The organism is Escherichia sp. E4385 (assembly GCF_963883145.1).
In the GTDB taxonomy this organism is placed as follows: Bacteria; Pseudomonadota; Gammaproteobacteria; order Enterobacterales; family Enterobacteriaceae; genus Escherichia.
In genome coordinates, this window is record NZ_CAWOOJ010000002.1 from 314,881 (window position 1) to 328,384 (window position 13,504).

Sequence of the window (13,504 nt, forward strand, 5' to 3'; positions counted from 1 at the left end):
CCTGAACATCATTTTTCAGCAATACCTACATTGCTTTTCTCATCAACCGCCAGTTGTGTCAAAAAACTCTTCAATAGAATAAACACAACTCCACAAAGCGGTAGCCCAGCCAGAATAGAGACCGTTTGTAGCGGTTGCAGACTTTGCGCATCAAGAAGATAGAGTGTGATGGCGACGACTCCAGTCATAATCAACCAAAATGCCACGTTCCAGAATGCAGGTTCACTCTCACAATCTGCCTGTTTTTGCGTCGCAAAGCCAAGGGCATAACCGACAGTACAGTGTCCGGTTATATATGAAATTAATGCTATAGCCCCAAAGGCAACTAAAAATATCTGACTTGCGGGTAGCTGTTCCAGTAAGCGAGAGACGACAACGCCTCGCCCTTGTTCATTCAGAATAGGAACAAAATCGATAAGATGCGTTGTCTGCAACGATAAACCGAAATTAGCCAGTACCATGTAAAAAACCATGCATCCCAATGAACCTGCCAGAGTTCCACATACAATCAATTGCCGGATCGTCCTTCCTTTTGAAATACGGGCGATAAATAAACCAAATGGGATGGCATACACGACCCACCATGAAAAATAAAATACGGTCCACATCTGTGGAAATCCGCTACGACCAATAGCATCGGTACTTAGACTCATTGCCACAAAATTTTGTAGCATCAGGCCGAGACCATCAATTGACTGGTTAAGTATAAATGCCGTCGGCCCACAAATCAGTATTGCCAGTAGCATCAAAATATCGGCGCGTATATTCCAGTTACTGGCCCATGCCACACCTTTCTTTAGTCCAAAAAAGAGAATTAATAATGGCACCAGCGTCCAGATAAAAATAACTATGACATTGATAAACCGCCCTGCGGGTTCCAGATTGAACACATGGCAAAATACGGCAGAAATCATCGGCGTTCCCAGCGCCAGAGATGTTACCGCACCACCAAGCAAACCAAACATATAGAAAAAGTTTACACAATGCCCGCAAAAACCATCAGCACGTGCGCCCAGGCATCCACGACATAAATCACTGACCTTTAATGAGTTGGTTTTCTTAACATGCATAAACCAACCAATGGGAACGGCACAAATCAGATACCATGCCCATGCGGACGGCCCCCAATGGAACATGCCATAAGCAGAGGCCCAACGAGCAGCCTGAGCGCTTCCTGCCGCCGCGCCAAAAGGCGGTTGCTGAATGATCCAAATCCACTCTACAGAGGCCAGATATAACAAGCTGCCCCCCGTTCCAGAAGTAAAAATAAGTCCAAGCCAGGTTAACAAGCTGAAGTCAGGTTTTTCTCCCGGCTGACCTAACAAGATATCGCCATAACGTGAAAAGGCCAGCCACAGGCAACAAAGTACGACCAGAAAAGTCATAACCAGAAAAATCCCGCCCATTTCCCAAGTTAAATAGTGATGCATTTTATTAATATACTGACTGGTATTTTGTGGATACATCGTCAGGCACAGAATGATCACCGCAATAAACAGTATCGCCGGAATAAAAACATTCAGTTCAATCAAAGAAAATCGTTTTTTGAAATATTGCATATCAGTCTCCTGAATGTTTTCATTCAATGAGGACGAATATTGCGCCGTTCTTTTTTCATTTGTTGCAATTGTCGGGAAAGGCGTAAAGAAAAAAAGGCGCAAATAAGTGAGAGCGCAGCAATACAATACAGAGAAAAACCATGCTGATGCTGTTGCAGCATGAACAGGAATATCCCCAAAAAGAGCCCGCAGAGGATTGTGGTTATCCAGTAATTGGCACTTAAGTGCTCCAGGTCATCATCCCTCATGGTATTTCTCCTGCAAGGCGCAGAGAGGCTTTCGACTCTCTGCGCCCTGGTGTTATGCCAAACGCACGCCCTGCAGTTGCAGCGTGTTTTGCAAATCAGGAATAGCAACCTGACGCACAGTGCAATGTTGCTGTAGCGAAACCACGGCGGCAGTGCCTGCGGCCTCACCGGTAACGGCACAACACATCATGTTGCGCATAGAAGTATGTGCAACTACGCCTGCGGAAATACAGCGCCCGGCGACCAAAAGGTTCTCCACTTTTTGTGGCACCAGACAGCCATAGGGGATCTGAAAGAAACGCCCGGTCGTTGGCAAAATGAGATAACCGGAACCATCAATAAATTCCGGGAAAATCCCTACACTGTCCGAACAACGCCCCTGATTAAGGACGTAATCATCAGCAATACGTATTTCCCCCTCAATAAGCCGTGATTCGCGTGTACCCAGCGTGGCGCCAAAATTGCGTAACCGTACATTTTCAAAGCCCGGAACATAATGGCGTAGTGCGTCAATTGCCCATAATGCTTGCTGCCTTCCGGCGATTTCTGCTTTGGTTAAATCGAAGACATCGGTACAGTCAAAACCAAAGGCGTACACCATATTCATCTGAAAAGCTTCACCACTTTCAGAAAAGGTTGACCAGGTTCCGGCAATCGCCTGGGCGTCGCCTGGAATCACACCATCCTGTTGCGCCCGGGTAAAAATATCCTCCATATAAGGGCTAAACATCTGGTCTTCTTTGCCCGTGGTTTGAATCGTCCAGTTTTTTCCCCAATCCGCGTAGGTCGGCTTAAGTTCTTCCGCAACAAAATGGTTAAAGCGCGCCACATCGACACCTGCGCAACTGAACATCACGGTGACGCCCATCAGTTGGTCCTTGCCCCGTTTCGTCCAGGGCGCGCCTGCACGAGCGGCAATATCAGCATCCCCCGTGCAATCGACGATTCTTTTCGCCAGAATTGCCCCTCGTCCTGATTTATTCTCGACGATAACACCACATAACGTATCCCCGTCCTTGATTACATCCACAACCCAGGAGTGATATAACGGCTCAACGCCAGCTTCCGTTATCATCTGATCGGCAGCAACTTTAAATCCCTCAGTATCTATAACTTCGCTAATTGACTGAGGTTCTGGTCGCGTGAAGCCCAATACTCGCGCGCGGCCTTCATATTCACGACAAATCCCTTCACAATCTACCGTCCCTGGATGACGATACCAGGCAAAACTTTCCACACCGACCTGCGTCAGTACCCCGCCAAGCGATCCGTAACGCTCAACGATCATGGTTCTGGCACCTAACCGCCCCGCCGCTATCGCCGCCGTTAACCCTGCCGGGCCGCCACCGATAACCAGTACGTCCGTTTGTGCAATGACTGGCGTTTGCCGCGCACTTTCATTAATCATGTCCACCATTTGTTCCCCCGTCAGATTCAGGATGCGCAATCCGCATTGTTTTCAGTGATTTCATTGACTTGATTTTTACTTTTACGATTCACACGCTGGAGGACCAGTGCGGCAATGAGGCCGATGAATGCGCAAACCAACATGAACAGGAAGACATCCTGAAAACCGGCAATCCCCGGTTTACGGTCAACCATATTGCCCACCATCGTGTAGCAGTAGATTTCCGGGAAATAGGTCAGTAAAGAGATCAAGCCCGCAGCAGTCCCAGTGACTTTTGCCGGGATCCGAACCTCATCAATAATTGAGAAGAACACGGCATTCGCGGAGTAAATAAACACGCCCAACGCAACCATATTCGCCAGCGCAATCGTGACGTAGCGCGACTCACCGGGCAGGAAGAAATAAACGGTAGTAAAGACAATCATGCCAATAAAGGCGTAAATCATAAAACGCGTGCGTGACGCACAGCGGTCGGCCAGTTGTCCGCCAATTAATCCCCCCATCGCAAATAACACATAGGCGCGAAGAATACTGGCAACTGCCACTTCCGATTCGCCCATATGCAGGATCTGCGTGAGATACGGCGTGACCATGCCAAAGCCGATATAAATTGACCACATACAGAAGGTCACAACGCCTGCCAGCCAAACCGTCGGCATTTTCAGCACGAATGCCATATCCGCCAGACGGAAGTTGGCTTTATCTTCGCTGTGCGTTTCATCCTGACAAACAAACCAGGCTAAAACACCGGTCAGAATAGTCACTACAGAATAGAAGATAATGGTTGCCCGCAAGCCATCAACACCTTCGCCAAATTTGGCAAATACCGGCACGGAAAGAAATCCCAGAACAATAGAAGTTAATCCCTTACCAAGAAACCAGTAACCATATAAGCGGCCTTGTTCTTCACTGGTTCCCAGGGTACGAATAATTCGCACACACACGGCCCAAAACGTAAATACGGTTGTAACAGCCCAAAGCGCATGTAACAGACAGATCATGGTATACGAGGGGAAGGTCGCATAATAAAAACCGCTTATCCCGGTGGAAATTAATGAAAAGGTCATTAATTTACGTGCAGAAAATCTATCGGCAGCCCAGCCACCAGGTAGATATAATAAAAAGTTAACCAGACCATAAGCTGTCATTAAAAAACCAAGTTCAGCATTAGTCGCTCCTGTAGCCTGCTGCATTGCATCGTAATAGGTTTCCCGTAAATAAGGTAATTTATATATTGCACTTCCGGCAATACCGCATAACGCCAGCGTGATCCAACGTTTCCAGTTACTGGTCATATTTATTCCCGAATGAAGTATTTAAAATGACACCAGCGGCCTGCTTTGCACAGGCCGTATTATTTTTTAAAGTCCTAAATGATGTGCAGTCAAAATTGCAGAAAGAACGTCCTGCGCAGTTACCACGAATGGCATATTATGGATAGTTTCCCCTTCAGCAGTAGCGGCTTCAGCCACTGCCAGTAATTTATCTTTATTAATTTCCTTCACGCCTAACATATGGAGATTTGTCGGCAGACCAACGCTATGGCAGAAATTGAGTACGGTTTCAATTTCCTCCTGTGGAGCGTTTTCCAGTACGAGCTGTACCAGCACGCCAAATGCCACTTTTTCGCCGTGGTAGCAATGATGGCATTCCTCCAGTTGCGTCATGCCATTATGGATGGCATGAGCTGCCGCCAGACCGCTACTTTCAAATCCAATCCCGCTGAGATAGGTATTAGCTTCGATAATATTCTCTACCGCTTTGGTGCTAACGCCTTGTTCAACCGCGGTTTTTGCCTTATAGCCATCTTCCAACAGCGTGGTATAACAGAGTCGGGCAATGGCCAGTGCCGCCAGTGTCGACGCCCCGCCTGCCATTGTGGCTTTTCCTGACGCCTGATTAGCTCTCGCTTCAAACCAGGTTGACAAAGCATCTCCCATACCGGCCACCAGCAGACGCACTGGCGCGGCTGAAATAATACCTGTATCCATAATCACCATATCCGGGTTTTTCGGGAAAAACAGATATTCGCTAAACTGACCTTCCGGGGTGTAAATTACTGCCAGAGAACTGGTTGGCGCATCTGTGGAAGCAATTGTCGGTACAACCACCACTGGAACTTTTTGGTAATATGCTACGGCTTTTGCCGTATCCAACGTTTTACCGCCGCCAATACCAATAACGACATTATATTTACGCTGATTAAATTTCTCACGAATTCGAGAAATTTCATTTTGCGAGCATTCACCGCAAAAAACATCAAAATCCGCAATAATGTTTTCTCTTGCAAAGCTCTGGCTAACTCTGTCACCAACCAGACCGGTAACAAAGTTATCTGCAATAATTAATGGTTCTGTTCCCAAACTTGCCGCATATGTAGCAATATTATCCAGAGAACCATTTCCCTGGATATATTTAGCCGGACTTATAATAATCTTATCCATGTCATTCCTCGCGTAACTTGTTTTGCTTCACTGTTAACCTACTCGTTGCATCCAGTGGCGGCAAACATTTCATTCGCGAAAAATTATGTTTTATGATCGCGCTGTAAAAAACATCATCCGCAGATGATAATAAAAAATACTTTTTATGCCTTAATCACAATACATCAATATCCACTCTGGTCCCTTTTCATTTTGAAACAACACCATGAATTAACCGTTTCATTATGAATCTTATTATCCTGTAGTTTGTTTTGTTATGGCTTGAGAATTAATCTCGAAAGCATCTTTAGCGTGGTTTACGTAATTTATCAGAACAGGAATGACTATGAAGAAATTAATTAACCAGGTTGATTCTGTTGTCACAGAACAAATGGAAGGACTCATCGCCACCTGGCCACACCTGCAGGCAAATTACGCGCCCCGATATGTGTGGTGCAAACAAAACGATAATACGGTGGCGCTGGTTTCAGGCGGCGGCTCGGGCCACGAACCGCTGCACGCAGGTTTTGTCGGCATGGGAATGTTAACCGGTGCATGCCCTGGTGAAATTTTCACTTCGCCCACACCAGACCAAATGATCGAATGTGCCAAAGTCGTTGATAATGGTTCTGGCGTTCTGTTTTTCATCAAAAATTACACAGGCGATATTCTGAACTTCGAAACAGCTGTCGAGATGCTACACGAAGAAGGTATCGCCGTTGGCACGGTTATTATTGACGATGACGTAGCAGTGAAAGACAGCCTGTATACAGCCGGACGTCGTGGCGTTGCTGGTACGGTTTTTGTAGAGAAAATTGTCGGTGCAGCTGCGCTTCAGGGTTATGACCTCGGGCAATGTGAACAACTTGGCAAAGATGTGAACAACGCTACCCGCTCTTTTGGCGTCGCACTATCAGCCTGCACTGTTCCCGCAGCGGGAAAACCCTCATTTGAACTGGCAGATAATGAAATTGAATTTGGTGTTGGGATCCACGGCGAACCAGGCATTGAACGACGTACTCTGCAAGATCTGAACGCGTTAATCGACAATGTGATAGCACAGTTACTGGATAATACCCCCTGGCGACGCACATTACGCCATTGGGATCGCCATGCCGGGGGATGGATAGATACGTCATCAATGAACGAATCATTCGATAAAAATGCTGAATATATTGTATTAATTAACGGACTTGGCAGCACACCTGAATCAGAGTTATATGGTGTCACCAGGGTATTTATGCGCGCAGCACAGCGTCAGGGAATCAAAATTAGCCGCCAGCTGGTTGGTAATTATTGCACATCATTAGACATGGCAGGATTTTCCATCAGCCTGTTGAAATGTACCCCGGAGTTTTTGCAACTTTGGGATGCCCCGGTCAATACGCCAGCTCTTCGTTGGGGATGTTAATAAGGACATTATATGAAAATTCAAAACAAACATATTATCGCCTGGCTGGAGAGTTGTGCGGCGCATCTCGCTGAACAGCAAGACTTTTTAACCGCACTCGACAGAGATATTGGTGATGCTGACCACGGGCTCAATATGAATCGTGGTTTCAGTGCAGTAAAAGCGACCTTACCCGACATTGAACGTCAGCAAATTGGCAACATCCTTAAGAATACCGGTATGAAACTGCTTTCCAGTGTCGGTGGTGCCAGTGGTCCTCTTTACGGCACATTATTTATTCGCGCCTCTGCGGCAGTGGGAGCCAGAACGGAATTAACTCTGGAAGAGTGGCTGGCGTGCCTGGAAGAAGGGATTGCAGGAGTCATCGCGCGAGGAAAAGCAGAACAAGGAGACAAAACACTGTGTGATGTCTGGGTTCCGGTCCTCAACGAAGCCAAAAAAAATCTGCAAGCCGGAATATCGCCTTCCCTTCTGCTGAATACGATGGTGCAAGATGCGGCAACAGCAGTGGATAACACCATCAATATGCAGGCGAAAAAAGGACGAGCCAGTTATCTCGGCGCTCGCAGTGTGGGCCATCAGGATCCAGGCGCTACCTCCTCCTGGCTGATGATTAAGGCTATGCAGGAAGGATTCGCGGAATAAATTATGGTCGCCATTGTTATTGTTTCTCATAGTCTACGCCTCGCCCAGGGGATTGAGGAGTTAGCACTGCAGATGTCTGGTGGTACCGTTCCTCTGGCCATTGCTGCGGGTATTGATGATCCACAAAATCCGATTGGCACCGATGCCATTGCGATTATGTCTGCGATTGAATCAGTCTGGTCACCGGAAGGCGTTCTGGTTCTCATGGATATGGGCAGTGCGCTACTTAGTACAGAGATGGCGCTGGAATTGCTTTCTGAAGAACAGAGAAGCGCGATTTATCTGCTCGCAGCTCCTGTAGTGGAAGGTGCTGTGTCTGCGGTAACGTCTGCCGCGGCGGGGCTTTCGGTTAAGGAGATTATTGCCGAAGTGGACCTTGCGCTGTGTGCCAAACAGCAGCAACTCACGCCATCCTCGACTGCAGGCGAAGTTGTGCCAGCGATATCACCGGTCAATCATTCCGGCGAATGGCAAACTTTTTGCTGGACGATACGTAATCCTAACGGCATTCATGCCCGTCCGGCAGCCAGCATTCTAAAAGTTTCAGCGCAATATTCAGCAAATATTATCGTCACCAAAGGGAATAAACGCGCCAGTACCCGCAGCCTCAATGAACTGGCTATGCTGGGAGCTCGCTGTGGCGATGAAATCACCTTTCAGGCCGAAGGCGTCGATGCCAGTGACGCTATAAAAGCAATTGAAACGTTGGCGAGAGATCATTTTGGCGAAGCTCACCTGCTGGCCTCTTCAGAGATTCCGCTAACCGCAATGCCCGTAGTCAGCGCTCCTGTCGATGGCGCAATCGCAGGCCTGTCAGTACAAAATGGTATCGCTATTGGTCCGGTTAAATGGTTTACCTGCGAACTACCAGAAATTACGCAGCGTACCGTCGATTCTCCGCAAGAAGAGCTGTCGCGAATCGAGTCTGCTATCGACATTGTGGTTCGCGAACTTGCCGATAAAGCGGCAGGGCCTGAAGGCGATATCTTTGCCGCCCATAAGATGATGCTTGAAGATCCAGAAATTAACCGGCAATTACAGCATCGTCTGGCAAAGGGCAAACAGGCGGAATTCGCATGGTTAGAAGTCATGCAGGCATTGGCAGAGCAATATTGTCAGGCGGAAACACTGTATTTACGTGAACGCGAGGCAGATATCCGTGACCTTACACGTCAGGTACTGAACCAGCTTTGCGGGGTAAGTGAGCAATACTTTATGACTACCGCGCCCTGCATTTTGTTAGCCAACGATCTGTTGCCATCACAGATAACCAGCCTGAATAAAGCACACATTCTTGGCATTTGCCTTCATAACGGAGGAACGACTTCACATACAGCGATCCTTGCCAGAGCAATGGGCATTCCTGCTATTGTGAAGGCAGCTATTACCCCGCAAAACGTCCGCGATAACGACACGGTCATTCTTGATGGTGAAACAGGCCGTTTGTGGCTACAGCCGGATGAGGTCACCCGCCTGGATTTACTGCAACGCGCCGAAGCATGGCGACAACAAAGAGATCGTCAGTTAGCTGATGCCATGCTGCCCGCTGTCACACAAGGTGGGCGAAAAATCAGCGTGCTGGCGAATATTGGTGATCTGCAAGACATTGACGCCGCACTGTCTCACGGAGCTGAGGGCGTTGGCTTGCTGCGTACCGAGTTTTTATTCCACGATTCTGCGACATTACCTGATGAGGAAGAGCAGTTCCGTGTGTATTGTTCTGTCGCCCGAGCTTTTGGCGACAAACCAGTAACGATCCGGACTCTGGATATTGGTGGTGATAAACCGTTACCTTCGTACCCTTTACCCGCAGAGGACAACCCCTTCCTGGGACTTCGTGGTATCCGGTTGTGTCTGGCGCATCCGCAAATATTTATTCCTCAATTGCGCGCACTTCTCAGGGCCGGGAAAGAATACCCAACGCTGCAAATTATGCTGCCGATGGTTTCAACGCTCGAGGAGGTCAACGCCGTCAAAACGCTGATACAAACTCAGGCAAAACTGCTGGGACTTACTGCAGAAAATCTTCCGGCGCTGGGAATTATGATTGAGGTTCCTGCCGCAGTCATGATTGCAGACAAATTAGCCAGTGAAGTCGATTTCTTTTCCATCGGCACCAACGATCTGACGCAATATATTATGGCGGCAGACAGAGGAAATAGTACCGTCGCGGAACTGGTCGATTATCGTAATGACGCGGTGATTAACGCTATTGCTATGGTGTGTCAGGCCGGACGTAATAATGAAATTCCGGTCAGTATGTGCGGCGAAATGGCTGGAGATACCCAGCAAACAGCACGACTGCTCACCATGGGGATTGATAAGCTCAGTGCCAGTCCATCCCGACTTCCGGCCTTGAAAGCAGCAATCAGAACCTCCCACTAATTGTGACCTAACGCGATACGTCTTGCGCGTATCGCGTTTCCCATCATTTACTGGGCATCGTGCGATGCCAGCTCCCCTTCTGCCAGACCAGGTCAAACGTTAGCGGCTCATCATCGTGGTACAGCATCATCTCCAGACTAATGACCAACTCGTGGCAATAGACTGCTTTCAGATTGACCTGCAATGCTGCAATACGTGGCTCATGAAATAAAAGCGCGGAACGTAACTGGCGGCAATACCAACTCTGGAGAAGCTTGTCGCTCTGATTATGCCCTTGCCACTCAGGCATGCCTGAAACAAGTAATATTGGTAGCGATGAATGGGGAGAACTAAAAAGTTGAAAGAGATCCCGACATACGGAATCACGCAGCGATAACGTATTGTTCCCTGTACTTTCAGGTAATACCGTCTGAACCGATTGGCGCATCATTTTGCGCACTCCTGACGTTTAGTGGCATCTGTATCCTGCCCTGGCTGCTGGACACCACTGGGTTGATGCTCATATTCCATAATCATTCCTTTATGCTCATTGCGTCCCTGGCACTTTCATAAGGGATTTATAAGATCCGCCAAAGATAAAACACTGTACAGAAAAGAATATCCACTGACTTTTTATTTAAAAAGGTATCATTTGACAAAAGTCATTAAACATAACGGAAATACGTTAACATATTCTGATTATTCCGAATAATTTCTCAGCGTTTAACTGATATATAATTATTCCAAAACAATATATCGTACGTAATGATTAAATTACGCATAATATATTCTGCAGAACATAATTAATTATTCAGGGAACATACATAGTGCAAAGCGGTTCAACTTTGCACCAGAAATGAGGGATCAGGCGTCCACTTTATCCAACGGCCACGAATCAAACAGATAACCATCGAAATAGATGTCATCGACGTTAGAGAACTCCAGCAAGCGCTGCTTCACATTCTCCAGATGCTGCCACATCGCCAGTTTTGCCGCGCGGGCATCTTTTTTGATTAACGCAGCCAGGATTTGTTTGTGATCGTCCAACCACTCTTTGCGGTATAAGCTGTCATCGAGATGGCTATGTAACTGGATCCACATTGGATTATTTTCCCGCCACTCCCAGGACTGACGGAACAGTTCCACCAGCATGCTGTTATGCGTGGCTTCAGCAATAGCGAGGTGGAACTGCATGTCGCCGCTTTCGCTACTACCCGGCGCGCTGGAAGCCAGTTCACGCTCTTCCAGTTGCAATGCCTGACGCATTTTAACGATGTCTTCGCGGGTAGCCTGCAAAGCGGCAAACTCGGCGATGTTACTTTCCAGCAACTGGCGCGCCTGTAACAGTTCAAAAGGACCGGCGTCATTGCAGACGTTGGCCTCTGCGCTCTCTGCATTATGGCTGGGTAAACTGTCGAGCACATAAATACCGGCACCACGTCGTACTTCTACCAGCCCTTTGATCTCCAGCATGATCAGTGCCTCACGCACCACCGTGCGGGTGACATCCAGCATTTCTGCGATTTCACGCTCCGGCGGTAGCCGTTCGCCAGGATTGTACGGCGTCTTAAGGATCAGATCGCGGATCATCGCCCCAACTTCCTGGTAAGGTCTTTGCGCAGAGGTGGCAGATTTCATGATGTTGTGTCCGTTAGATGCGATTAATCAAATTATTGCCGGATGCGGCGTGAACGCCTTATTCGGCCTACAAAGAGTGCGTATTCAATAAATTGCGATTGATCCGTAGGCCCGCCAGGCTTGCTTACCGGGCAATTTTACGTTGACCGTTAATTTCAAACTATACCATCAGCACTGGAAGTTGGCACGTACAGGTGGGCAAAAAACGAAAACTGGTCAACCAAATATATTTTTGATTGACCAGTGAGTCTGTAGAGTAATCAGTCAGTTACAGTGCAGCCACACACTCACGCGCGCCGCGCTCGCACAGCTGCTGATATGCCGCAGTCACCGCGCCAACAAAGTCTGCATTTTGCGGCAGATCATCGGCAAAGATACCGCTCAGGCCCAGCAACGCTTTCACGCGGTCTGCGCCCTGATACTGCGCATTGATCTTCTGGAACTCGGCCAGCATCGGGTCTACCACGTCGATAGCATTACCCTGCTCATCCACGCCCTGGGTGTAACGCATCCAGCCCGCTACGCCAAGCGCCAGGTGACGCCAGCTACCGCCGTTTTGCAGGTGTAAACGCACCGGGTCCAGCAAACGCTGCGGTAACTTCTGGCTGCCGTCCATCGCAATCTGCCAGGTACGGTGACGCAGAGACGGGTTGCTGAAACGCTCGATCAGCAGCGTCGCATAGGCGTTCAGATCAGTCCCTTCCGGCATCGACAGCGTTGGTGCTTGTTCCTGCATCATCAGGGCAAAGGCCGCTTTGCGGTAATCCGGGTTAGTCATGGTGTCGGCAATGGTTTCATAACCGCCGAGGTAACCGAGGTATGCCAGGAAAGAGTGGCTGCCGTTAAGCATACGCAGTTTCATCATTTCGAACGGTACAACATCCGCAACAAACTGCGCGCCGACTTTATCCCAGTCCGGACGACCATTAACGAAGTTATCTTCAATGACCCACTGACGGAATGGTTCGCAGGCAATGGCGCACGGGTCATAAACGCCCAGCTGGTCAGCAATTTCCTGCAACGTTTCAGGCGTCGCCGCCGGAACGATACGGTCAACCATGGTGCACGGGAAGGTGACGTTCTCTTCAATCCATTCCGCCAGTTGCGGGTCACGCGCCTGAGCCAGCCCCAGAACGGCAACTTTCGCCACATGACCATTTTCACGCACGTTATCACAGGACATCACCGTAAACGCTTTCAGCCCTTTTTCACGACGCAGACGCAGGGCTTCTACGATGTAACCAATTGCGGACTTCGGCGCAGTCGGGTTTTCCAGATCGTGCTTGATCAGCGGGTTATTGAGATCCAGCTGACCGCTCGCCGCATCGGCACAGTAGCCTTTTTCCGTGACCGTCAGGGAGACAATCGCCGTCTGCGGACGCGCCATCGCGTTGAGAATACCTTCGCAACCGTCGATTTCCGGATGCAGGGCTTCTTTCATCGAACCAATAATTTTCAGCTCGGTGCTTTCCGCGCCTTTTTCCGCCACGGTGTACAGCAGCTGCTGTTTTTTCAGGTTTTCGATCAGCACGCGGTCGTTGCCTGGCATCAGGTTAACTTCGCAGATACCCCAGTCGCTATCGGTGCTTTCCAGCAGGTGATGGGTATACAGCGCCTGGTGCGCGCGGTGAAACGCCCCGCAACCGAGATGCACAATGCGTGATTCCAGACGAGAATGATCCCATGACGGGCGGGCAACCGGCAGATTGCTGTCAACAATAGTAGTCATCGTAAACTCCAGAATCCGTCTTCAGAGAGTGACGGCAAGGAAGAAGGAACCGGCACGGCGCGCAGCCATGCCGGTGGGT

11 protein-coding genes are annotated in these 13,504 nt (G+C 48.8%); 3 read left to right on the plus strand and 8 right to left on the minus strand.

All coding sequences use genetic code 11. The annotated features are described in order from the left end of the window. Positions 1–8: 8 nt before the first annotated feature. From AACS80_RS03965 to AACS80_RS03985, 5 genes are all read right to left on the minus strand, one after another. Entirely contained in the window at positions 9–1,559 is a 1,551-nt protein-coding gene (locus AACS80_RS03965) for a BCCT family transporter (RefSeq protein ID WP_135410896.1), read from the minus strand. Positions 1,560–1,582: 23 nt separating this feature from the next. After that, positions 1,583–1,807 carry a hypothetical protein gene (locus tag AACS80_RS03970; protein ID WP_138183661.1) on the minus strand — a complete coding sequence of 75 codons (225 nt, stop codon included), beginning with the start codon at positions 1,805–1,807 and terminating at the stop codon, positions 1,583–1,585. 52 nt (positions 1,808–1,859) lie between these two features. Next, complete coding sequence (locus AACS80_RS03975; protein WP_135410895.1) at positions 1,860–3,224, minus strand: FAD-dependent oxidoreductase; 1,365 nt, start codon at positions 3,222–3,224, stop codon at positions 1,860–1,862. A gap of 17 nt (positions 3,225–3,241) precedes the next feature. Continuing rightward, entirely contained in the window at positions 3,242–4,510 is a 1,269-nt protein-coding gene (locus tag AACS80_RS03980) for an MFS transporter (RefSeq protein WP_130204672.1), read from the minus strand. A gap of 66 nt (positions 4,511–4,576) precedes the next feature. Next, a complete protein-coding gene (locus tag AACS80_RS03985) occupies positions 4,577–5,659 on the minus strand; it encodes a glycerol dehydrogenase (RefSeq protein WP_138183662.1) in 1,083 nt (360 codons plus the stop codon). 325 nt (positions 5,660–5,984) lie between these two features. Between AACS80_RS03985 and dhaK the strand changes: the two genes are divergently transcribed. From dhaK to ptsP, 3 genes are read left to right on the plus strand one after another with little or no spacing between them, the layout of a single operon-like run. Next, on the plus strand, positions 5,985–7,049 hold the full coding sequence (gene dhaK, locus AACS80_RS03990; RefSeq protein ID WP_135410894.1) for a dihydroxyacetone kinase subunit DhaK: 1,065 nt from the start codon (positions 5,985–5,987) through the stop codon (positions 7,047–7,049). 12 nt (positions 7,050–7,061) lie between these two features. Further along, on the plus strand, positions 7,062–7,694 hold the full coding sequence (gene dhaL, locus AACS80_RS03995; RefSeq protein WP_130204666.1) for a dihydroxyacetone kinase subunit DhaL: 633 nt from the start codon (positions 7,062–7,064) through the stop codon (positions 7,692–7,694). Positions 7,695–7,697: 3 nt separating this feature from the next. Continuing rightward, positions 7,698–10,079 carry a phosphoenolpyruvate--protein phosphotransferase gene (ptsP, locus tag AACS80_RS04000; protein ID WP_135410893.1) on the plus strand — a complete coding sequence of 794 codons (2,382 nt, stop codon included), beginning with the start codon at positions 7,698–7,700 and terminating at the stop codon, positions 10,077–10,079. A gap of 43 nt (positions 10,080–10,122) precedes the next feature. Here the strand turns inward: ptsP and iraD are convergent, their stop codons facing one another. The 3 genes from iraD to AACS80_RS04015 form a co-directional block, all read right to left on the minus strand. Beyond that, positions 10,123–10,509: an anti-adapter protein IraD gene (iraD, locus tag AACS80_RS04005; RefSeq protein WP_135410892.1), complete on the minus strand. Its 387-nt coding sequence runs from the start codon at positions 10,507–10,509 to the stop codon at positions 10,123–10,125. A 413-nt stretch (positions 10,510–10,922) separates the two neighbouring features. Beyond that, positions 10,923–11,696, minus strand: coding sequence for a Uxu operon transcriptional regulator (uxuR, locus tag AACS80_RS04010; protein WP_130216613.1), 774 nt, complete (start codon positions 11,694–11,696; stop codon positions 10,923–10,925). Positions 11,697–11,964: 268 nt separating this feature from the next. After that, complete coding sequence (locus AACS80_RS04015; protein WP_130204660.1) at positions 11,965–13,425, minus strand: fructuronate reductase; 1,461 nt, start codon at positions 13,423–13,425, stop codon at positions 11,965–11,967. Positions 13,426–13,504: the final 79 nt, after the last annotated feature.

Coding starts and splice junctions, on each gene's coding strand:
- AACS80_RS03980 (WP_130204672.1), bottom strand. CDS start 4,510: ATGACCAGTAACTGGAAACGTTGGATCACGCTGGCGTTATGCGGTATT.
- iraD (WP_135410892.1), bottom strand. CDS start 10,509: ATGATGCGCCAATCGGTTCAGACGGTATTACCTGAAAGTACAGGGAAC.
- dhaK (WP_135410894.1), top strand. CDS start 5,985: ATGAAGAAATTAATTAACCAGGTTGATTCTGTTGTCACAGAACAAATG.
- dhaL (WP_130204666.1), top strand. CDS start 7,062: ATGAAAATTCAAAACAAACATATTATCGCCTGGCTGGAGAGTTGTGCG.
- AACS80_RS03975 (WP_135410895.1), bottom strand. CDS start 3,224: ATGGTGGACATGATTAATGAAAGTGCGCGGCAAACGCCAGTCATTGCA.
- AACS80_RS04015 (WP_130204660.1), bottom strand. CDS start 13,425: ATGACTACTATTGTTGACAGCAATCTGCCGGTTGCCCGCCCGTCATGG.
- uxuR (WP_130216613.1), bottom strand. CDS start 11,696: ATGAAATCTGCCACCTCTGCGCAAAGACCTTACCAGGAAGTTGGGGCG.
- ptsP (WP_135410893.1), top strand. CDS start 7,698: ATGGTCGCCATTGTTATTGTTTCTCATAGTCTACGCCTCGCCCAGGGG.
- AACS80_RS03985 (WP_138183662.1), bottom strand. CDS start 5,659: ATGGATAAGATTATTATAAGTCCGGCTAAATATATCCAGGGAAATGGT.
- AACS80_RS03965 (WP_135410896.1), bottom strand. CDS start 1,559: ATGCAATATTTCAAAAAACGATTTTCTTTGATTGAACTGAATGTTTTT.
- AACS80_RS03970 (WP_138183661.1), bottom strand. CDS start 1,807: ATGAGGGATGATGACCTGGAGCACTTAAGTGCCAATTACTGGATAACC.